A 20,981-nucleotide genomic window follows, 5' to 3' on the forward strand; every position below is an offset into this window, starting at 1 on the left:
AAAGCATTTTCTTCAATTACACTAATTTTCAATTAAGTAGGTACTTATTGCCGTGCTAAACGCCCCATATCAGGGGTAAATTGTTCATTACTGCGCCATGGATTAATATCTAAGCCGCCTCGTCGTGTATAGCGTGCATAAACACTGAGTTTTTCTGGATTACACAGCGCAGTTATATCATTGAATATTCGCTCAACACATTGCTCATGAAATTCATTATGATGACGAAATGAGACAAGATAACGTAATAGAGCTTCACGATTAATTTTTGAACCGCGATAGTGAATCTGTACAGAACCCCAGTCTGGCTGGTTGGTTATCAAGCAATTTGATTTCAATAAATGGCTGACGAGTGTTTCTTCGACCAATAAGGGTTGTGTGCTATCGACTAAATATTGGCGGTTAAATTCATAGTTATCGATATCAATATCTTGATCATCAATACATTCTCCATGGAATTGATGAATGCTTTGCTGAGTGAAATCATCGAGCTTATAAAGTGTAACCTTAACACCACCATTAGCACAGTAGCTTAAGTCATTTTGCAAAACGCTTCGCACATTTTCCCACGTTTCAAAACGAGTCTGATTGAAACTGTTGAGGTACAGCTTAAAACTTTTCGATTCCACTAAGTTTTCACTTGTTGCATCAATACTCACCGAACCAATCGCAACCTGTGGAACTCCACGATGATTTAGCCATGACAACTCATATAAAGTCCAAATATCGGCGCCATGGAATGGGAGTGCATTTGCATGAATATCCAAGGGATCACGATTCAAGCTACGAGGAACGGCTTGTAATAGGCTTGCATCATATTGATCGTGGTAAGCTGTTTTTTTCCCAAGGGTTAAATTATCGAGAGCCGGATTGTTTTGGTAGTGTGGCATAAAGGTCCTTATCTTTCAGACGATATTTTTTCTGAAAACTAAAAAATTGTGCGCATTTTATTCGCCTTGAAACTTCTGTCATAATACCACTTATCGATAATATTGACGTCTGCCAATTTAAATTGGTTTAAATAACGTTATTTCTCATAGTTGCTAAATAATGAATACAATAATTTCTGATTTAATTAAAGATTTTACCTTGCAGTATGTTTCAAAATGGCAAGAAGTAACCGGATTTCCTCCAGAGTCGAGTGACCTATATGGTGTCCCTTCTCCTTGTATTGTTCGAACCGGGGAGGATGTGGTTTATTGGGAGCCTCAGCCATTTCCTTTAGAGGAAAAAAATTTAAGCCGAGTTGCAGCCGCGTTGGATATCCAATTGCAAGATGATATCCATGCATTTTATACCTCTCAATTTGCCGGGGATATCAGTGCGACATTTGAAGATATTCATCTCAATTTACTGCAAGTTTGGAATGAAGATGATTTTATTCGCCTGCAAGAAAATCTTATTGGTCATTTAGTTACCCAAAAACGACTTAAGCTATCTCCAACGTTATTTATCGGGACATTAGATTCTGAGCTAGACATGATTTCTATGTGTAATTTGACCGGAGAAATTATTTTGGAAAAATTTGGTAGTAAGGAACGGCGAGTACTTGCAACAAATCTTGCGAGCTTTATTCAACAACTGAAGCCTGCACTATCATCTCAGGGGTAAGAGATAAAGGACGAAAGTCTGTAAGCCTAAGCCTACAATTTAGCTAAGCTATCGCTTAATTATTTTTAATTTCAGTGAAATGATAATTATTTCACTTTTAATTTCATGGCGTTACTATCAATTTAAGATTTCGCCGTTATTTATTAGATAGTTTAGTTTGAAGAGCTAGGTTGTTTCATTAATGGATTTAATACATTCTTAGCGGGCTGGACAGGGTAAGTTTGTTTGGCTTTTTATACATAAAAACAAGGTAATGGATAACCTAGCAGATTAAATTGATCCGCTAAATTGTTTTGACAGGATGTTAGACGGCAGGATGTCGTTTTGCAGGATGCAAGTTGGTAAATAGATAAGTAGCCAGTTAGGTTTTAACTGGCTACTTTTTTTATCATTGATGGTCTATTGAACGAGAGTTTTGGTTCAACGATTCGATAATACTCTGGGACATCGCTTCCCGTAGGGCTTCACGTTTACGAAATTCAGAACGGCGTTGGCTTTTGACTGATTCAATATCGCGAGTAGGTTCTTGCAATGGAAGTTGGTACCAACCATCAGAAGTTAAGCTTGCCCCACACTCTTCCCAGAAAGTGTTATAGCTTGATTTTAAATGTTGGCTTTTAATATGGCTATCATTCGAAATCCCTTGGATTGATTTGACTTGGAAAAAGGCAGCAACAGCATAGATTGCCGACATGAGAAGGTTTTTAGGTCTCATCGCATGCATTTGTTTCGTGATAGATTTTACTTGTTCCACACTCTGTTCCGTGGAAGGCCCTTGCAAAGAGCACACATACAGCTGACCTTTCTCACCAAATGAAAAACTCATTAGATAAATTTCGTCACCCAGTTCATTAAGTAGATGAACAGAAAGGTCACCCTCTCGTGGATACTGGGAATAAATCAGTTTTAATTGAGCAAAATCGCCGGATTTAAGTTCGATATTAGCGATGGTTAATCCTGAGCGATTATTTGAAAACATCGCTTCAATAGCTTCTGGTTTGAATGTTTTCTCAATTAAATCGAGAGTGTAACTTGCTGTGAGTAATTTCTGTTTTCCACTCCAAGCTTTATGCAGGTATTTATTAATTGGGCGCTCAATAAAGTGAGGAACACCATCAATCACTGCCGCTAGTCGAGAACTTTGGTAATTTTCACACATCGATTGATACTGCTGATATTCTTGCGAAGGCAGCTTGGCAATTCGGATCTTTCTTTTTAATTCTACATATTTATTAGTGAAAGATTTCCACGTCTTATTTTGCTGACGCCACTGCTTTAAGAGTCCCATAGATAAACCATTTTTATGTTAAGAATGAAAAAATCCAATCATTTAGAAAAACATTTGATAATAAATGCTGAATGTACAATGAAAGATAAACAAATATAAATTGTTTTAATAAAAGAGAGTAAAGGGTATAAAAATATCCATCTTTATCTGGAATATTGTTTTTTATTATGGTCAGCCCCATTTATTGTGTATCGCCCCATCTTTTCGACAGAATTGTGCAATAAAATCCAGTATATTTTGAATTATTACAGTTAAATAGGTTTTAGTATGAATATCGAACAACGCATCTTAGAGAAATTAGAGCATCTAGAAGCTGAGATGAAAGCCCAATCTTTATGGGATGAAGTTCCGCCAAGCCCTGAAGCATTTGAAAGTGTGGAACCTTTTGCGATAGATACAATGGAGGCCGCACAGTGGTTACAATGGATCCTAATCCCTCGTTTGAATGAAATGATTGAGCAGGGAGCAACATTGCCGAGCAATTTTGCGATTGCCCCTTATTTTGAAGAAGTTTACAAAGATGATGAAGATGGCAAGTTTATTGCGTTTCTTGACCATTTACGTGAGCTCGATAGCTATTTTCAGTTTACTGTAACAGGCGGATAATTCATGTTAGAGATTATCTATCAAGATGAGTTCGTCGTTGCCGTCAATAAACCCGCAGGTATGTTAGTTCACCGTAGTTGGCTTGATAGCAAAGAAACCGTTTTTGTTATGCAGACCTTGCGGGATCAAATTGGTCAGCATGTTTATCCCATTCATCGTCTTGATAGACCCACATCTGGGGTTCTATTGTTCGCCTTATCGAGTGAGGTCGCAAGATTATTAGCGGAGCAATTTGAACAACATAAGATGGAAAAAACGTATCATGCTGTTGTACGCGGATATGTGACAGATGCCCAACGATTGGATTATCCACTATTAGAAGAGCTGGATAAAATAGCAGATAAACATGCTTCTAAAGAGCCGAAATTGCAGGATTGTGTGACGCATTATCGTCCACTGGTAACCGCTGAATGCCCTGTTGCTATTGGGCGCTATGAAACCTCTCGTTTTAGCTTAGTAGAGCTTAAGCCAGAAACTGGGCGTAAGCACCAACTTAGACGCCATATGTCCCATTTGCGCCATCCAATCCTGGGTGACAGTAAGCATGGAGATCTGCGCCAAAATCGTGGGGTTGTTGAGCATTTCGGTGTATCACGCTTAATGTTGCACGCTAGCCAACTTGTATTTATTCATCCCATAACAGAAGAACAAATATCGTTGGTTGCATCTTGGGATGCACAATGGTTATCGCTCATTGAACAATTTGGGTGGCTAGATACGGTCAAAAGTTTAGATATTAACGTTATCAATCATGCAATTTGATAAGTTTTAATAGAGGGGAGGTATTATGTCAAAGGTAGGTATTTTTGTCGGAACTGTGTATGGAAATTCGCTGGCGGTAGCTGAAGTTGCTGAAGAAATTTTAGCGCAACAAGGCCACGAAGTGGTGGTTTTTGATGAGCCAACATTAACGGACTGGCAAAGTTATAACGCAGGGGATGGCGTTGCATTAGTGGTGACATCGACCACTGGACAAGGGGACTTACCAGACACAATTGCACCTCTATTTTATGAAATTAAAGACGTATTAGGTTATCAGCCTGAGCTGAAATATGGTTTAGTGGCGTTGGGTGATAGTAGCTACGATAATTTTTGTGGGGCAGGAAAGCAATTTGATGAGTTGCTAGCAGAGCAATCTGCCAGTCGTCTCGGTGATATTTTGTATATTGATGCAACGGAAGTTGATGCGCCTGAAGAGTTTGCTAAGCCGTGGGTACAAGCCTGGGGTGATTTACTCTAAATTTCTGCACCGTAAATGGCGATCTTTCTATCAGATAAAAACGATCTGATTTATGGCTATTTACGGTGCAGTGGATTGGTCATTACTTGCGAGTCAGTTTTTCCAAATCCGCTTCAATCTCAGCAATCTTATTTGAAACAACATGTTCTAAATGACGTAAATCATCGAGAATTTTGTGTTTTAAATCGATATCTGGTTGATCGTTTTGACAAATTTGATCAAGTTCTTCAATTGCATAACGTAGATTTGTATTGATCTCGTTAATTTCTTTGAAGTTATTGCTTCCATCGGTTGCAGCAACAGTCTTACGCTGGCGTGGATATTTAAATTTTACGCTTTTAGCGAAAAATTCACCTTTATCTTTGCGAAAATAAATTTTTAAAATATCGTTGTTAGCTTCTTGGCGCAGGGAATAGCGGTCGATATCTTGTGGGTTACTGATACCTAAACTCTTCAAATTGTCGTACATGTTAGCTCGCTTAATTGTAAGGGACTGAGTCGATAAACAAGGCGGTCTCTTGATCACGTTTTTACTAAACCATATTTGCTTATAAAGCGATTAGTTACAAAATAACTATCTAATCATAGCAGTTTATTGATAACGGTTAGTAAACTCTCGGTCATATTATGCGCGATTTCTCTCATTTGACCAACCTCTGTTTGTAATAAAAAACGCTATATTATTGGTGTTATCGATATATAACAGGAAGGCTCTGGCTGGTTGGCGTAGGTGTTTATGCTTAAAGGGAGGATTTTTTTATTATGAAACCATGTAGCACTTGGCTACCCGATTTGCATACGGGTATGCGCTTCGGGGTAGCTTCGCGTTATCACCTTATCACATTAAAAATGTAAGGGGAGGTGAGTGAGACGAGAACAATAGAATAGATTACTCGTCAATGCTTCTTAATAATTCATTGATACCAACTTTACCGCGAGTTTTTTCATCCACTTTTTTCACGATCACGGCGCAGTATAGGCTGTAGCTTCCATCTTTAGATGGGAGGTTGCCAGAAACGACGACGGAGCCCGCTGGAACGCGACCGTAGAATATTTCGCCGGTTTCACGGTCATAAATTTTGGTACTTTGCCCCAGATAAACGCCCATTGAAATGACGGAGCCTTCCTCAACAATCACGCCTTCAACGACTTCGGAACGAGCGCCGATGAAGCAGTTATCTTCGATAATAGTTGGGTTGGCTTGTAATGGCTCCAGAACACCACCAATACCAACGCCACCTGATAAGTGAACATTTTTACCGATTTGAGCACATGAACCAACAGTTGCCCATGTATCAACCATTGTTCCTTCGTCAACATAAGCCCCAATATTGACATAAGATGGCATTAATACGCTGTTTTTAGCGATATAAGCCCCTTGACGCACGGCTGCCGGTGGTACGACACGAAAGCCTTCACGTTCAAAACGTGCTTTATCGTAATCTGCAAATTTCATTGGTACTTTATCGAAATAACGACTTTCAGCACCTTCAATCACTTGATTATCATGAATACGGAAAGAGAGCAGAACGGCTTTTTTTAGCCACTGATGGGTCACCCAGACGCCTGCAATTTTTTCTGCCACACGCAGTTTTCCGCTATCTAATAAAGCAATAGTGTCCATTACGGCTTGTTTCACCGCAGGGGAGACCGTATTCGGCGTAATAGAGGCTCGATCTTCAAATGCTTGTTCAATAATCGCTTGTAATTGCTGCATTAATTGTATTTCTCCTTTAGTTCGAATGCTTTCAGGTAAAAAGTGCCTTCAATAGGTTGGCACTATAATTTATCCTTCGATTTAATAGCTTCTGTCAACCTTTCTGACAACTCTTGTTGCATATTTTTACATAAAGCTTTGTGGTCTTTATCTGCAAGAACAAAAAAGTCTTCGGCTTTTTCGCCAATAGTCGTGATCCGTGCACCGTATAGTGAAATTTCCATTTGGGCAAAAATGTGACCTATTTTGGCTAACAATCCCGGTTGATCGAGGGCAAATAATTCCATATAGGTACGCCGTTCATTATTGGAATGCAGAAAATTCACTTTAGTTGGCACACTAAAATGACGCAATTTAGCGGGGATAGAGCGGGATTTTGGTTGCTGGACTTCGGGTTGTTGAATGGCCAACAACAGCGCTTTGCGGATAGGATCATATCTATCTTTAGCGAGAGGCGCACCATTCGGTTCTAAGACCACAAAGGTATCCATTGCCATATTGTCTTTGTTGGTGAAAATTTGTGCGCTATGAATACTTAAATTGCGTCTATCTAATTCACTCGCGACTGCAGCAAATAGATGCGATTTATCATGGCACCAGATGAAAATTTCGGTGCCACCATGTTTTGATTGAGTACTGATTAATACTAGCGGTTGAGCAAGGTCGTGCTGTAAAAGATGATTAGCGTGCCAAGCTAGCTGTGTTGGGGTATGACGTAGAAAATAATCCGCATGACAACGAGACCATAATCCGTTGAGTTTCTCTTCATCAGAGGGGGAGAGCCGTAACAATGATAACGCTTGGTAGCGATGGTGACGTATGCGCTCACGTAGATCGGGTGTACTCTGCATGCCTTGGTTTAGCTGGTGCTCCGTAGATAAATAGAGTTCACGGATCAGGCTCTGTTTCCAACTATTCCAAAGCGTGCTATTCGTGGCACAAATATCAGCAACAGTTAAGCACATCAAATAGTTAAGGCGAGAGGTCGATTTGACATCTCCCGCAAATTGTTTGATCACATCGGGATCTTGGATATCTCTGCGTTGAGCAGTTACTGACATCAATAGATGTTTTTTTACCAGCCAAGCCGCAAGTTCCGCTTCTTTGGTTGTAAAGTCATGCTGTATCGCAAAATCATATACAAATTCAGCGCCAAGATCTGAGTGATCACCCGAACGCCCTTTAGCGATATCATGAAACATGGCCGCTAAGCGTAGTAATTCAGGTTGTAGAATTTTGGGGTACACACTCACACAAAGAGGATGTTCTCGGCGATTCTCTTCTTGGGTAAAGCTGTCTATTTTTTGCAGTACCCGAATAGTATGCTCATCCACGGTATAGGCATGAAATAGGTCAAACTGCATTTGACCTACAATATTGCTCCAATACGGTGTGTAGGCACTTAGAACACTGTGCAGGTGCATAGGGACAAATGCACCTTTAATGGCTCTCGGATGACGTAATATTTTAAGAAATAAGCGTCGAGCCTCGGGAAGTTCGCATAGTGGAATCTCAAGGTTTCGTCTGGCAAAACGAAGCTGACGTAACGTGGTGGAATAAATTCCCGTGATATTTGGGTAGCGAGCCATTTGATAGAACATTTTCAAGATGCTTTCTGGCTGCTTGATAAATAGCATTTCATCAATCACGTCGATCAAAGTGCCGCGTAGCTGGAAATTTTCATCAATAGGGCGCGGTTTTTCATCCGGATTTAAGGCAAGAATGGCTTCATCGAATAGCTGCAAGAGCATCTGATTCAATTCTCGTACTCGGCGAGTAACGCGATAGAAATCTTTCATCATACGCTCGACGGGTTGATTTTTATCCCCATCGTAGCCTAAGGCGCGCGCAACACTAAATTGGCGATCAAATAATAGGCGGTTATCGTAGCGTTTGACTTCTAGATGCAAGGCAAAACGGACTTTCCATAAAAAAGTGAGGCACTCTTTTAACTCTTGGCGTTCTTCCTCGGTTAGGAAACCAAAGCCAACCATTTCATCTACGGTGGTAGCACCAAAATGACGGCGACCAACCCAGAGCAAGGTATGCACATCTCGCAAGCCTCCGGGACTACTTTTAATATCGGGTTCTAGATTATAACTGGTACTGTGATAACGCTGATGGCGTTCTTGTTGTTCTTCAATTTTGGCAGCAAAAAAGGTGGCTGAAGGCCAAAATTCATCACTAAAAATAGTTTTTTGTAATGTCAAAAATAGGGTGATATCGCCACAAATTAGGCGTGACTCAATCAGGTTCGTCGCGACGGTTAAATCTGCTTTACCTGCTTCGATACATTCTTCGAGTGAGCGGACACTATGCCCAATATCAAATCGTAGATCCCAGAGGAATGTGATGAATTGACCCACTTTGGTGGCAATCTCATCAGGTAAAGGTTGTTGACTGAGTACCAAAATATCAATGTCAGATAATGGATGAAGTTCGTGGCGACCATATCCTCCGACGGCGATGAGTGACATATCGGCGTATTGATCAAACTGGTAGGCTTGCCATAGCTTGGTTAATAAGGCATCAAGATAGTCGCTACGAGCATGTATTAAATCCGCAACATTTTGGCCTTGGTGAAAGGCGGTTTCTTGGCACGCATCAAATTGATCAACGTGTTGCCGTAATGTTGATAACTCGAGATCGGAAGGGTGAAATAGGGTTGGTGATAGGTAGTTGTTTGAAGGTGCCGTCATCATTCTCTGTCCGTGTTGATAGCCATACAGAAATTATGACCAGCTTACGTTTTTTCTGGAAGGATGAACAGAGAAACAAGCTCCCCAATAAGAGGAGCTTAGAAGATGATTATTCGTTGATAAGAACCGCTGAGATAAATGGCTCTTCTTCTTTACGTAGCGTCAGAATTTCACAGCCATTATCAGTAACCACTAAAGTATGTTCATACTGTGCGGATAAGCCTCTATCTTTGGTTTTTACCGTCCAGCCATCTTTCATAGTACGAATACGGTAATCCCCAGTATTAACCATAGGCTCAATAGTGAATGTCATCCCTTTTTGCAGAATTACACCGCTGTCATCTGCGTCATAGTGCAGAACTTGCGGCTCTTCATGGAAACCTTTACCAATACCATGGCCGCAGTATTCGCGAACGACAGATAGGTCTTGTTTTTCAACGAATTCTTGGATGGCTTTACCAATGGTACGTAAACGGATCCCCGGTTTTACCATGCGAATAGCGAGGTAGAGGCTTTCTTGTGTCACTTGGCACAGGCGCTCGCCTTGAATGGTAGGTTTACCTACGATAAACATTTTTGAGGTATCGCCGTGGAATTCATCTTTAATAACGGTCACATCAATGTTTACTACGTCTCCATCTTTCAGAATTTTATCGTCACTTGGAATACCGTGACAGATAACATCATTGACAGAGATACAAACGGATTTTGGGAAGCCATGGTAGTCAAGGCAGGCTGGGATCGCTTGTTGTTGCTCAACAATGTGTTTGTGGCACAGACGATCAAGTTCACCTGTACTGACTCCCGGCACTACATGCGGAGCGATCATCTCTAACACTTCAGCTGCTAGTCGACCAGCAACACGCATTTTCTGAATATCTTCTTCAGTCTTAATAATAATAGCCATGAGTTCAGTCCATATATGTCCGCAAGAATTTGCGACATGTTAAATAAAGGCGGTTGAAATGGGCAATTGTTGCGACATTTTTACCATTGATAGCGGTATGGTAACAGTCACCGCATTTTCTGCCAACTATCTACCAAATAGTAGGAGATATGTTGAGTTGCCAACCAAGGCCTAAAGGGTAAGCCACATGGCTATCTCAGTTTGTTCAAATTGAGCCTTTTGTAGCACAAATTGCAAAAAATGAGTTTCTCAATTCGAATAAACCCATTTTTTAGATTATAGTTTAGGTATTGTTTTGTTGTACCACTATAAATTAGACCATCACTCCGGTGATATCACGACACCATATTCGATTTTTATCAGCGAAAAAAGCAACAAATATTGGATTGCAACTCTGTTTTATGGTATAAAGCGCGCCGGCAATCCATATTTTTCTTCTTATCTCATTTGGGTGTTCATTTTTGAGCGCTAGGTGCAGATCTCAGGTTCAAGTGGATTAGCGTAAACTCAAACTCAATTGTGTAATAACACACACGGATCGGCACGTGCACCGGGGTGCTCTTATGCGTTTAGACGCAGCTTTAGAGTCGGTAGCATGGGATTCGTGGAGGCATAACCCCAATTACTTATATTCAGAGGTATAAAATGGCAACTGTTTCCATGCGCGATATGTTACAAGCGGGCGTTCACTTTGGTCACCAGACTCGTTACTGGAACCCAAAAATGAAACCTTTCATTTTCGGCGCTCGTAACAAAGTTCATATCATCAACTTGGAAAAGACTGTTCCAATGTTCAACGAAGCTCTGGCTGAGTTGACTAAAATTGCTTCTCGTAAAGGCAAAATTCTGTTTGTTGGTACTAAACGTGCTGCAAGCGAAGCCGTTCAAGAAGCTGCTAACAGCTGTGACCAGTATTTCGTAAACCATCGCTGGTTAGGCGGTATGCTGACTAACTGGAAAACTGTTCGTCAGTCAATCAAACGCCTGAAAGATCTGGAAATTCAGTCACAAGACGGTACTTTCGACAAACTGACCAAGAAAGAAGCGCTGATGCGTACTCGTGAACTGGTTAAGTTAGAAAACAGCTTAGGCGGTATCAAAGATATGGGCGGTTTACCTGACGCTCTGTTCGTTATCGATGCAGACCACGAACACATTGCTATCAAAGAAGCTAACAACTTGGGTATCCCAGTTTTCGCTATCGTTGATACTAACTCTGATCCAGACGGTATCGACTTCGTTATCCCTGGTAACGACGATGCAATCCGTGCAATCAAACTGTATCTGGGTGCTGTTGCAAACACCGTTCGTGAAGGTCGTTCACAAGATCTGGCTGTTCAAGCAGAAGAAAGCTTAGTAGAAGCTGAATAATAAGGCAAAAGCCCTTATTAACCAGGTATTGCTATATATTGGTTAGAAGGGGCCTACTAGGCCCCTTTTGTTTCTGTGAATCAGAACTATCCTTGCGAGGAAAATCTCGCGAGGCATATCGAGGAATAAATCACATGTCTGGAATTACCGCTGCATTGGTAAAAGAACTGCGCGAACGTACTGGCGCAGGTATGATGGAATGTAAAAAAGCACTAGTTGAAGCTAATGGCGATATCGAATTAGCAATCGACAACATGCGTAAATCAGGTCAAGCGAAAGCAGCTAAAAAAGCAGGCCGTGTTGCTGCTGAAGGCGTTATCCTGACTGAAGTTTTCAATGATGGTAAAACTGGCGCGTTGATCGAACTGAACTGCGAAACTGACTTCGTTGCTAAAGATGCTGGTTTCCTAGCATTCGGTAAAGAAGTATTAGCATCAGTTGTTGCTGATAAAAACGCTGACATCGATGCTCTGAAAGCAAAATTCGAAGAAGCTCGTACTGCTTTAGTTGCGAAAATTGGTGAAAACATCAATATTCGTCGCGTTGCAATTCTGGAAGGCGCACAAGTAGGTAGCTACCTGCACGGCGCACGTATCGGTGTTCTAGTTGCCGCTGAAGGCGCAGATGAAGAACTGCTGAAGCATATCGCTATGCACATTGCTGCAAGCAAGCCAGAATATGTAACCCCAGACAACGTTCCAGCTGATGTTGTTGCTCATGAGCACCAAATTCAGTTAGACATCGCAATGCAATCTGGTAAACCACGCGAAATCGCTGAAAAAATGGTTATCGGTCGCATGAACAAATTTACTGGCGAAATTTCTCTGACTGGCCAGCCTTTCGTAATGGATCCAAGCAAATCTGTTGGTGACTTACTGAAAGAAAAAGGTGCTAAAGTCACTAACTTCATCCGTTATGAAGTAGGTGAAGGTATCGAGAAAGTTGAAACTGACTTTGCAGCAGAAGTTGCTGCAATGAGCAAGTAATCAACTAAAAGGGCCGCCAATTGGCGGCCTTTCTTTAATACACTTTATATTTCAAGCTACATGTGCGCTAGCTTCGTTTAACTTGAACTATTTTGTGTAATATTGATATAAAATGAATTTTCGTCATATAGGGTTATTGATAACTCTATATATGTAACTCCAATAATTACCTGTTAGGACACAACTCATGGCAACCAATGCAAAACCCGTTTATCAGCGAATTCTGCTTAAGCTAAGTGGCGAAGCTCTACAAGGCGCAGAAGGTTTTGGTATCGATGCTAGCGTTTTAGATCGTATGGCTCAGGAAATCAAAGAACTTATAGAACTGGGTATACAGGTCGGTGTGGTTATTGGTGGTGGTAACTTGTTCCGTGGTGCGGGTTTAGCACAAGCTGGCATGAACCGCGTTGTTGGCGACCATATGGGGATGCTGGCAACAGTGATGAATGGTCTTGCAATGCGAGATGCGCTGCACCGAGCATATGTGAATGCAAGATTAATGTCTGCAATTCCACTGAATGGCGTGTGTGATAACTATAGCTGGGCTGAAGCTATTAGCCTGCTACGTCATGGCCGTGTGGTTATTTTTTCTGCGGGAACAGGAAATCCATTCTTCACAACGGACTCAGCAGCATGCTTACGCGGCATTGAAATTGAAGCTGATGTTGTATTGAAAGCCACAAAAGTTGATGGCGTATACTCTTCAGATCCTGCTAAAGACCCTGATGCCGTTCTGTATGAAAATTTGAATTATCAAGAAGTCCTTGAGCGTGAATTGAAAGTTATGGATTTAGCTGCATTCACTCTGGCTCGCGATCACAACCTACCAATTCGTGTTTTTAACATGAATAAGCCAGGTGCGTTACGTCGTGTTGTGATGGGCGAGAATGAAGGAACTCTGATTTCTCACAATTAATACTCAGAGACATGGTCTGAGTTTAAATGTATTATCTAAAGTAAATTCAGACAATTTAAGCGAGGCTGCTTTGCGGCCGTTAATAACAAGTTCTTAAGGGTTGATAACGTGATTAACGAAATCCAAAAAGATGCTCAAGACCGTATGGAAAAGAGCCTTGAAGCACTAAAAAGTCAAATCAGTAAAATTCGTACTGGTCGTGCGTCCCCAAGCCTGTTAGATGGCATCGTAGTTGAATATTATGGTTCTGCAACACCTTTACGCCAACTAGCGAACGTGACAGTTGAAGACTCTCGTACATTAGCAATTTCTGTATTCGATCGCTCTATGTCTCCAGCGATTGAGAAAGCAATTATGGCGTCTGACTTAGGTCTGAATCCATCATCAGCAGGTACAGTAATCCGTGTTCCACTCCCAGCGTTGACTGAAGAACGTCGTAAAGACTTAATCAAAGTCGTTCGTGGTGAGGCAGAGCAAGGTCGTATTGCTATTCGTAACGTCCGTCGTGATGCTAACGATAAAGTTAAAGCTTTACTGAAAGATAAAGAAATCAGTGAAGATGATGAACGCCGTTCTCAGGATGATATCCAAAAGCTGACTGATAGTTTTATCAAGAAAGTTGATGAGGCATTAGCGCAAAAAGAAGCGGAGTTGATGGAGTTTTAATCCATCTTGATAATAAAGCCATCTGAACACATTTTTTAAAAGTGTGCTTTAGCATGGCTTTATTATTTATCATTTCTATTAAACAATCCTTTCTTATCTCTAAGCTGATATAATCTCAGTATTGAATTAATACAGAGTATCTGATCACTATGAAACGTCTTACTATCCTGGGTTCTACAGGTTCAATCGGTACAAGTACACTTTCTGTTGTTCGCCAAAATCCTGAAAAATTTCAAATTGTTGCTTTAGTTGCAGGTAAAAATGTGGCTGAAATGGCTAGCCAGTGCCTAGAATTCAATCCAAAATATGTTTCGATGGCAGATGAACACGCAGCAAAGGAATTACGCATTATTCTGACCGAAAATAATTGTAAAACTGAAGTGTTATCGGGTCGAGAATCTGCGATTGAGCTAGCTGGGTTAGATGAAGCTGATCAAGTTATGTCGGCTATCACGGGTGTTGCAGGTTTATTACCTACTTTGGCGGCGATCCGTAAAGGAAAAAGAATATTATTAGCGAATAAAGAGTCACTGATCACTAGTGGACGTTTATTCTTTAATGCGATTCGTGAACATAATGCAACGGTCTTTCCTATTGATAGTGAGCATAATGCAATTTTCCAAAGCTTACCTACCGAGATTCAATTAAATTTAGGCTTTGCAGATCTGACCAAGTCGGGTATTTCCAGCATCGTATTGACCGGATCTGGTGGCCCATTTAGAGATACAGCATTATCTTACCTAGATAATGTGACGCCTGATGAAGCGTGTAATCATCCTAATTGGTCTATGGGGCGTAAAATTTCGGTCGATTCAGCGACAATGATGAATAAAGGCTTGGAATATATTGAAGCTTGCTATTTCTTCAATGCTAATGAAACACAGATGGAAGTCATTATTCATCCTCAGTCTGTGATTCACTCAATGGTGCGTTATCGGGATGGTAGTGTTATCGCCCAGCTAGGAACGCCAGATATGCGTACACCTATTTCTTACAGCATGGCCTATCCTCAACGTATTATCTCAGGTGCAAAAGCATTAGATTTTACAACGTTATCTTCATTAACATTTGTTGAACCTGACTATCAACGCTATCCTTGCCTAAAATTAGCTATTGATGCCTGTCACCAAGGCCAAGCGGCAACAACGGCACTGAATGGTGCGAATGAAATTACGGTTGCAGCTTTCTTAGAAGAAAAAATCCGTTTTACGGATATCGCAAAAATTAATCGTAAGATTATGGATAAACTTCATTTTTCGGAACCAGCATCCATTGATGAGGTCTTAGAAATCGATGCTTGTGCTCGTCGTGAAACAACTCAACTCATTTCTCAAGAATTTTAATCTTGATATGTGATTTATTTAGTTGCTGATAACTATAATATATCTTTAATATGTGTGGCTATGTTGAAAAATAGAGACAATATCAGCAGTCTTCAAATTAAAGGATGTGTCTTATCAGCAAATGTAATCATAAGCGTTATGATTGAGCCGGATTTCCAAGTAGTACAGACAAGGATTAACATTTAATGAACTCTAGTGGTGAAAATCTCTCTGAATCTATGATGCCGAAGCATGTTGCTATCATAATGGATGGTAATGGACGATGGGCTAAACAGAGAGGAAAATTCAGAATTACTGGTCATCGAGCAGGTGTTGAATCTGTACGTAGTTCTGTGCGTTTTGCGGTAAAGAATAAAATTAGTTCACTCACTCTTTACGCATTCAGCAGCGAAAACTGGAAAAGACCAGAAAAAGAAGTGAGTTCGTTGATGGATCTGTTTGTTTTTGCATTAGATAACGAAGTTAAAAATCTCCATAAAAATAATGTAAAACTCAAAATTATTGGTGATGTTAGCCGTTTTAGTGAAACGTTAAGAAAAAGAATTGATAAAGCGGAAGCGTTAACTGCAGACAATACGGGATTACAGCTAAACATCGCAGCAAATTATGGTGGTAGATGGGATATTGTTAACAGCGTCAAACAAGTTTATGGCAAAGTCAGTCGTGGTGAGCTTTCTATCGATGATGTGGATGAATGTGCAATTAGTCAGCATATTTGTATGCATGACCAAGAAAATGTAGATTTGGTTATTCGTACAGGTGGAGAACACCGCATTAGTAATTTTTTATTATGGCAAGTCGCTTACGCAGAGTTTTATTTCACTAACGTGTTATGGCCAGATTTTGATGAGACAGTATTTCAGAGTGCAGTGGATGCTTTTAGTCAACGTGAGCGTCGCTATGGTGGGGCTGAATCAGATGACGAACTCGTCAAATAAAAGGGGATGGATGTGCTGAAGTATCGTTTACTCACTGCGGTAATTTTAATACCTATTGTTATCGCAGCTTTATTTTTACTTTCTCCGGCTAATTTCGGGTTTGTTGTCATTGCAGTCTGTGCATTGGGGGCATGGGAATGGGCTCAGTTCGCAGGTTGGCATTCACAAGCTAAACGTATTGGTTTAGCGGCCGTATTCGCAGTGGTGTTGTTGGCGATTCAATTTTCTTTACCTGACATGACCATGCTAACCCATGAGCCACTTATTCTGTATGGCTTATGGGCCGGACTGATCTGGTGGGTCGCTGCGATTTTACTTGTCGTGACTTATCCAGCTTCTGCCTCATGGGGCAAGTCTATCATTCTTCGTTTATTATTTGGCGTGTTAACGATTGTTCCATTCTATTGTGGAATGATGGTGTTAAGAACTATTGGTTATCAAAGTGATAGCTCATTTGGTGCGTGGTGGCTTTTATATGTCATGTTGTTAGTTTGGGGCGCAGATTCTGGTGCTTATGCATTTGGGCGCACCATCGGACGTAATAAAATGGCGCCAAAAGTATCGCCAGGTAAAACATGGGAAGGATTGATTGGTGGTTTAATCACTGCGGGCATCATCTCATGGTTATTTAGTTTATATGCCCCAATCCCTGTCATGCCAGATTATTTACTAGTGACATCAATTATTGTTGTTGTAGTATCTGTATTTGGCGACTTAACCGAAAGTATGTTTAAGCGTCAATCTGGTATCAAAGATAGTAGCCATTTGATTCCGGGGCATGGTGGAATTCTTGATAGAATTGACAGCCTGACAGCCGCAATTCCGGTATTTGCAGGGCTGAATTTGTTAGTTTTTAACGGTTTTGGTCTTTAGGAATATCAATGGGATTCATTTGGAGCTTAGCGGCATTTATTATTGCAATAGGTGTACTGATTACAGTACACGAATTTGGTCATTATTGGGTCGCTCGCCGTTGTGGTGTTTATGTTGAGCGATTTTCTATTGGGTTTGGTAAAACGCTTTGGCGTAAAGTCGATAAACACGGTACCGAGTTTGTATTGGCGCTGATCCCTCTAGGGGGTTATGTCAAAATGCTTGATGAGCGTGTTGGTGAAGTTGCACCAGAACGTAGGCATCTTGCGTTTAACAATAAAACAGTTGGGCAACGAGCTGCCATTATTAGTGCAGGTCCGCTAGCGAACTTTTTACTAGCTATTGTTGTCTACTGGATTGTGTTTATGATTGGGATTCCATCCGTGCGCCCCGTCATCGAGGATATCAAGCCGGGTTCTATTGCAGCTCAAGCAAATTTTGAGCCTAAAATGGAACTAAAATCGATCGATGGTATCGAAACACCTGATTGGAATTCTGTTCGTTTAGCCTTAGTGGGTAAAATTGGTGATCGGGAATTTACTGCACAAGTTTTGCCTCAAGGATATAATGAGCCAGTTTCAAAAACAGCAGACTTGACCTCTTGGCAATTTGATCCTGAAAAACAAGATCCAATTTTGTCGATTGGCATTATGCCAGTATCTGCCAAGGTAGACCCAGTCATCCTCAAAGTGACTGAAGGCTTAGCAGGTGCTCGTGCCGGTTTAAAACCCGGAGATAGAATTATTAGTGTTAACGGAGAAGCTCTGGATATTTGGAATCCAGTAACGAAAATTATTCGGGCTAATCCGGGGACACCACTGAAATTAATCGTAGAAAGAAATCAGCAACAAGTGCCTTTAACATTGACTCCGGATAGCCAAGATGGAAAACGAGGAGAAAAAGTTGGGCTTGCTGGCGTTGAATTATCAGTGCTACCGTTAGCTGATGAGTATAAAATGGTGCAGGAGTATGATCCGTTATCTGCGCTATTTCAAGCTAGCGATAAGACTTGGCAGTTAATGAAACTGACAGTCAATATGATGGGTAAATTAGTTGTTGGGGATGTCAAACTCAATAACTTGAGTGGTCCGGTATCTATCGCGAAAGGCGCGGGGGTTTCGGCTGAATCAGGCTTGGTATATTATTTGATGTTTATTGCGCTGATTAGCGTAAACCTAGGCATCATCAATTTATTTCCATTGCCTGTGTTAGATGGGGGGCACTTACTCTTCTTATTAATTGAAAAAATTAAGGGAAGCCCAGTGTCTGAGCGAGTTCAAGACTTTAGTTTTCGGATAGGTGCAATGGCATTGATTCTGTTAATGGGACTTGCACTTTTTAATGATTTCTCTCGCTTCTAATTTTTGAAAGCTTGGGACCAGTAAGGAATACGCATAACAACGATGGCGATGAAAAAGTTGCTCATAGCGTCGCTGCTTTTAGGTAGCGCCACTGCATACGGTTCAGACGGATTCGTAGTTAAAGACATTCGTTTCGAAGGTCTACAACGCGTCGCCGTTGGTGCAGCATTATTGAACATGCCTGTTAGGGTCGGTGATTCAGTTGATAACGACGATATTAGTCGTTCAATCCGTTCATTATTCTCTACTGGTAACTTCGAAGATGTTAGGGTCCTGCGTGATGGAAACACGCTGATCGTTCAAGTTAAAGAACGACCAACCATCGCAAGTATCACTTTTACAGGCAATAAATCTGTAAAAGATGACATGCTGAAGCAGAACTTGGAAGCATCAAATGTCCGTGTGGGTGAAGCATTAGACCGCACTAAAATTGCGAATATAGAGAAAGGTTTAGAAGACTTTTACTACAGCGTTGGTAAATATAATGCGACAGTAAAAGCGGTGGTAACTCCATTGCCACGTAACCGTGTCGATTTAAAATTTGTGTTCTCTGAAGGCGTATCTGCAAAAATTCAGCAGATCAACATTGTGGGTAATAAAAATTATCCAACCGCAGAATTGGTGAATAAACTCCAATTACGTGACGATGTGCCTTGGTGGAACTTAGCGGCTGACCAAAAGTATCAGAAGCAAAAACTGGCGGGTGACTTAGAAACTTTACGCAGTTTTTATCTTGATCGTGGTTATGCCCGTTTTAATATCGATTCCACTCAAGTGAGCCTGACGCCAGACAAAAAAGATATTTATATTACAATTAATATTACTGAAGGGGATCAATACAAAATCTCCGGAGTTGAAGTTAATGGTAATACGGCAGAGCATTTAGCGGACATCAAAGAGTTAATCACGATTACACCGGGTGAATTATACAACGGTGCTCAAGTGACTCAGATGGAAAACAAGATTAAAGATCTGTTTGGTCGCTATGGCTACGCATATCCGCGTGTAATGACTCAGCCTGAAATTAATGATGCAGATAAAACGGTTAAGTTGCATGTCAATGTGGATGCTGGTAACCGTTTCTATGTTCGCCAAATTCGTTTCCAAGGTAACGATACCAGTAAGGATTCTGTTTTACGCCGTGAAATGCGTCAGATGGAAGGTGCTTGGTTAGGTAATGATCTTGTCGAATTAGGTAAAGAACGTCTGAATCGTACAGGTTTCTTTGAAACGGTAGATGTTGAAACTCAACGTATTCCTGGCAGTGCTGACCAAGTTGATGTCATTTATAAAGTTAAAGAGCGTAACACGGGTTCTATGAACTTTGGTGTTGGTTTTGGTACTGAAAGTGGCGTGAGTTTCCAAGTCGGTGTGACTCAGGATAACTGGTTAGGTACAGGTAATGCGGTTGGTATTAACGCGAGCCGAAACGACTACTCAACCAACGTAGAATTTTCAATGACTGACCCTTACTTCACCGTTAACGGGGTGAGTTTGGGTGGGCGTATTTTCTATAACGACTTTAGCGCTAAAGATGCGGATTTATCAGGCTATAACAACAAAACCTATGGTCTTGATAGCTTCTTAAGTTTCCCATTCAATGAAAATAACTCATTCCGTGTTGGTGCGGGTTATGTTCATAACGATTTATCTGACATGCGAGCTCAAGCCGCAATGTGGGATTACCTCGATTCAATGGGGCAAAATCCGCCTGTCACAGCAGATGGTCGTAATAAAGAAAGCTTTAGAGCCGATGACTTTACATTGAACGTTGGTTGGACATATAACTCCTTAAACCGTGGTTTCTTCCCAACATCGGGTAATAAAACCAGCGTTTCAGGTAAGGTTACAGTCCCTGGTTCTGATAACGAATACTATAAACTGCGTTTTGATACCGCACATTATTACCCAATAAATGATGATGAAACTTGGGTTGTGTTAGGTCGCGCACAAGCGGGTTATGGTGATGGTATCGGCAGTAAGCAAATGCCATTCTATGAGAACTTCTATGCGGGTGGCTCCAGCTCTATTCGTGGTTTCCGTTCGAATAACATTGGTCCTAAAGCCGTTTACTTGAAATCGGTCAATGGTGTGGCAGTTCCAGAGCCAGGCAGCCCATCGAGCGATGCGGTTGGTGGTAATGCAATGTATACAGCATCATTTGAGCTGATTACACCAACACCATTTATTGACGAAAAATATGCGAATACGATCCGTACCTCACTGTTTGTGGATGCGGGTACGGTTTGGGATACCAATTGGAATAGTATTAATCCAGAGTGGCGTAAAGGCATGCCTGACTACGGTAATGCAACCAATGTCCGTGTATCTACGGGTCTTGCTTTACAGTGGATTTCGCCGCTTGGACCTCTGGTCTTCTCCTATGCGCAACCTATTAAGGATTACGAAGGCGATAAATCAGAACAGTTCCAATTTAATATTGGTAGAACTTGGTAAGT

The 20,981-nt window shown here is 41.1% G+C and carries 19 protein-coding genes; 13 read left to right on the plus strand and 6 right to left on the minus strand.

Features of this window, described 5'->3' with window-relative positions:
- Nucleotides 1-44: 44 nt before the first annotated feature.
- Nucleotides 45-890 (minus strand): NADPH-dependent 7-cyano-7-deazaguanine reductase QueF, encoded by an 846-nt coding sequence (queF, locus tag PR761_RS12745; protein WP_006814058.1) that lies wholly within the window; start codon nt 888-890, stop codon nt 45-47.
- Nucleotides 891-1,050: 160 nt separating this feature from the next.
- Between queF and syd the strand changes: the two genes are divergently transcribed.
- A complete protein-coding gene (gene syd / locus PR761_RS12750; RefSeq protein WP_006814057.1) occupies nt 1,051-1,611 on the plus strand; it encodes a SecY-interacting protein in 561 nt (186 codons plus the stop codon).
- Nucleotides 1,612-1,999: 388 nt separating this feature from the next.
- Here the strand turns inward: syd and PR761_RS12755 are convergent, their stop codons facing one another.
- Nucleotides 2,000-2,899: a VirK/YbjX family protein gene (locus PR761_RS12755; RefSeq protein WP_006814056.1), complete on the minus strand. Its 900-nt coding sequence runs from the start codon at nt 2,897-2,899 to the stop codon at nt 2,000-2,002.
- A 267-nt stretch (nt 2,900-3,166) separates the two neighbouring features.
- Here PR761_RS12755 and PR761_RS12760 point away from each other — a divergent pair, with 267 nt between their 5' ends.
- From PR761_RS12760 to PR761_RS12770, 3 genes are read left to right on the plus strand one after another with little or no spacing between them, the layout of a single operon-like run.
- On the plus strand, nt 3,167-3,505 hold the full coding sequence (locus tag PR761_RS12760) for a YqcC family protein (RefSeq protein WP_006814054.1): 339 nt from the start codon (nt 3,167-3,169) through the stop codon (nt 3,503-3,505).
- 3 nt (nt 3,506-3,508) lie between these two features.
- Nucleotides 3,509-4,267: a tRNA pseudouridine(65) synthase TruC gene (gene truC / locus PR761_RS12765; protein ID WP_006814053.1), complete on the plus strand. Its 759-nt coding sequence runs from the start codon at nt 3,509-3,511 to the stop codon at nt 4,265-4,267.
- Between the two features lie 25 nt (nt 4,268-4,292).
- Entirely contained in the window at nt 4,293-4,745 is a 453-nt protein-coding gene (locus PR761_RS12770; protein ID WP_006814052.1) for a flavodoxin, read from the plus strand.
- Between the two features lie 82 nt (nt 4,746-4,827).
- Here the strand turns inward: PR761_RS12770 and PR761_RS12775 are convergent, their stop codons facing one another.
- From PR761_RS12775 to map, 4 genes are all read right to left on the minus strand, one after another.
- A complete protein-coding gene (locus PR761_RS12775) occupies nt 4,828-5,214 on the minus strand; it encodes a DUF3461 family protein (RefSeq protein WP_006814051.1) in 387 nt (128 codons plus the stop codon).
- A gap of 420 nt (nt 5,215-5,634) precedes the next feature.
- Nucleotides 5,635-6,462: a 2,3,4,5-tetrahydropyridine-2,6-dicarboxylate N-succinyltransferase gene (gene dapD, locus PR761_RS12780; RefSeq protein ID WP_006814050.1), complete on the minus strand. Its 828-nt coding sequence runs from the start codon at nt 6,460-6,462 to the stop codon at nt 5,635-5,637.
- 62 nt (nt 6,463-6,524) lie between these two features.
- On the minus strand, nt 6,525-9,164 hold the full coding sequence (glnD, locus tag PR761_RS12785) for a bifunctional uridylyltransferase/uridylyl-removing protein GlnD (RefSeq protein ID WP_154610939.1): 2,640 nt from the start codon (nt 9,162-9,164) through the stop codon (nt 6,525-6,527).
- Nucleotides 9,165-9,270: 106 nt separating this feature from the next.
- Complete coding sequence (gene map / locus PR761_RS12790; protein WP_006814048.1) at nt 9,271-10,068, minus strand: type I methionyl aminopeptidase; 798 nt, start codon at nt 10,066-10,068, stop codon at nt 9,271-9,273.
- 645 nt (nt 10,069-10,713) lie between these two features.
- Here map and rpsB point away from each other — a divergent pair.
- The 9 genes from rpsB to bamA all read left to right on the plus strand — a co-directional run bounded on the left by rpsB (nt 10,714) and on the right by bamA (nt 20,979).
- Nucleotides 10,714-11,439, plus strand: coding sequence for a 30S ribosomal protein S2 (rpsB, locus tag PR761_RS12795; RefSeq protein ID WP_006814047.1), 726 nt, complete (start codon nt 10,714-10,716; stop codon nt 11,437-11,439).
- Between the two features lie 134 nt (nt 11,440-11,573).
- Nucleotides 11,574-12,425: a translation elongation factor Ts gene (tsf, locus tag PR761_RS12800; protein WP_006814046.1), complete on the plus strand. Its 852-nt coding sequence runs from the start codon at nt 11,574-11,576 to the stop codon at nt 12,423-12,425.
- Nucleotides 12,426-12,612: 187 nt separating this feature from the next.
- Nucleotides 12,613-13,341 carry a UMP kinase gene (gene pyrH / locus PR761_RS12805; protein WP_006814045.1) on the plus strand — a complete coding sequence of 243 codons (729 nt, stop codon included), beginning with the start codon at nt 12,613-12,615 and terminating at the stop codon, nt 13,339-13,341.
- Nucleotides 13,342-13,449: 108 nt separating this feature from the next.
- Nucleotides 13,450-14,007: a ribosome recycling factor gene (gene frr / locus PR761_RS12810; RefSeq protein ID WP_006814044.1), complete on the plus strand. Its 558-nt coding sequence runs from the start codon at nt 13,450-13,452 to the stop codon at nt 14,005-14,007.
- A gap of 149 nt (nt 14,008-14,156) precedes the next feature.
- Nucleotides 14,157-15,350 (plus strand): 1-deoxy-D-xylulose-5-phosphate reductoisomerase, encoded by a 1,194-nt coding sequence (gene ispC / locus PR761_RS12815; RefSeq protein WP_006814043.1) that lies wholly within the window; start codon nt 14,157-14,159, stop codon nt 15,348-15,350.
- A 185-nt stretch (nt 15,351-15,535) separates the two neighbouring features.
- Nucleotides 15,536-16,288 carry a polyprenyl diphosphate synthase gene (gene uppS, locus PR761_RS12820; RefSeq protein WP_006814042.1) on the plus strand — a complete coding sequence of 251 codons (753 nt, stop codon included), beginning with the start codon at nt 15,536-15,538 and terminating at the stop codon, nt 16,286-16,288.
- Between the two features lie 6 nt (nt 16,289-16,294).
- Nucleotides 16,295-17,161, plus strand: coding sequence for a phosphatidate cytidylyltransferase (gene cdsA, locus PR761_RS12825; protein WP_006814041.1), 867 nt, complete (start codon nt 16,295-16,297; stop codon nt 17,159-17,161).
- 8 nt (nt 17,162-17,169) lie between these two features.
- Nucleotides 17,170-18,522, plus strand: coding sequence for a sigma E protease regulator RseP (gene rseP, locus PR761_RS12830; protein WP_006814040.1), 1,353 nt, complete (start codon nt 17,170-17,172; stop codon nt 18,520-18,522).
- Nucleotides 18,523-18,564: 42 nt separating this feature from the next.
- Nucleotides 18,565-20,979, plus strand: coding sequence for an outer membrane protein assembly factor BamA (gene bamA, locus PR761_RS12835; protein ID WP_006814039.1), 2,415 nt, complete (start codon nt 18,565-18,567; stop codon nt 20,977-20,979).
- Nucleotides 20,980-20,981 lie beyond the last annotated feature (2 nt).

The organism is Providencia sp. PROV210 (assembly GCF_028479445.1).
Lineage (GTDB): Bacteria > Pseudomonadota > Gammaproteobacteria > Enterobacterales > Enterobacteriaceae > Providencia > Providencia rustigianii.

Bases quoted from the DNA above. Each gene is read 5' to 3' on its own strand.
- queF (WP_006814058.1), bottom strand. From the start codon at position 890: ATGCCACACTACCAAAACAATCCGGCTCTCGATAATTTAACCCTTGGG.
- syd (WP_006814057.1), top strand. From the start codon at position 1,051: ATGAATACAATAATTTCTGATTTAATTAAAGATTTTACCTTGCAGTAT.
- PR761_RS12755 (WP_006814056.1), bottom strand. From the start codon at position 2,899: ATGGGACTCTTAAAGCAGTGGCGTCAGCAAAATAAGACGTGGAAATCT.
- PR761_RS12760 (WP_006814054.1), top strand. From the start codon at position 3,167: ATGAATATCGAACAACGCATCTTAGAGAAATTAGAGCATCTAGAAGCT.
- truC (WP_006814053.1), top strand. From the start codon at position 3,509: ATGTTAGAGATTATCTATCAAGATGAGTTCGTCGTTGCCGTCAATAAA.
- PR761_RS12770 (WP_006814052.1), top strand. From the start codon at position 4,293: ATGTCAAAGGTAGGTATTTTTGTCGGAACTGTGTATGGAAATTCGCTG.
- PR761_RS12775 (WP_006814051.1), bottom strand. From the start codon at position 5,214: ATGTACGACAATTTGAAGAGTTTAGGTATCAGTAACCCACAAGATATC.
- dapD (WP_006814050.1), bottom strand. From the start codon at position 6,462: ATGCAGCAATTACAAGCGATTATTGAACAAGCATTTGAAGATCGAGCC.
- glnD (WP_154610939.1), bottom strand. From the start codon at position 9,164: ATGATGACGGCACCTTCAAACAACTACCTATCACCAACCCTATTTCAC.
- map (WP_006814048.1), bottom strand. From the start codon at position 10,068: ATGGCTATTATTATTAAGACTGAAGAAGATATTCAGAAAATGCGTGTT.
- rpsB (WP_006814047.1), top strand. From the start codon at position 10,714: ATGGCAACTGTTTCCATGCGCGATATGTTACAAGCGGGCGTTCACTTT.
- tsf (WP_006814046.1), top strand. From the start codon at position 11,574: ATGTCTGGAATTACCGCTGCATTGGTAAAAGAACTGCGCGAACGTACT.
- pyrH (WP_006814045.1), top strand. From the start codon at position 12,613: ATGGCAACCAATGCAAAACCCGTTTATCAGCGAATTCTGCTTAAGCTA.
- ispC (WP_006814043.1), top strand. From the start codon at position 14,157: ATGAAACGTCTTACTATCCTGGGTTCTACAGGTTCAATCGGTACAAGT.
- uppS (WP_006814042.1), top strand. From the start codon at position 15,536: ATGAACTCTAGTGGTGAAAATCTCTCTGAATCTATGATGCCGAAGCAT.
- cdsA (WP_006814041.1), top strand. From the start codon at position 16,295: ATGGATGTGCTGAAGTATCGTTTACTCACTGCGGTAATTTTAATACCT.
- rseP (WP_006814040.1), top strand. From the start codon at position 17,170: ATGGGATTCATTTGGAGCTTAGCGGCATTTATTATTGCAATAGGTGTA.
- bamA (WP_006814039.1), top strand. From the start codon at position 18,565: ATGGCGATGAAAAAGTTGCTCATAGCGTCGCTGCTTTTAGGTAGCGCC.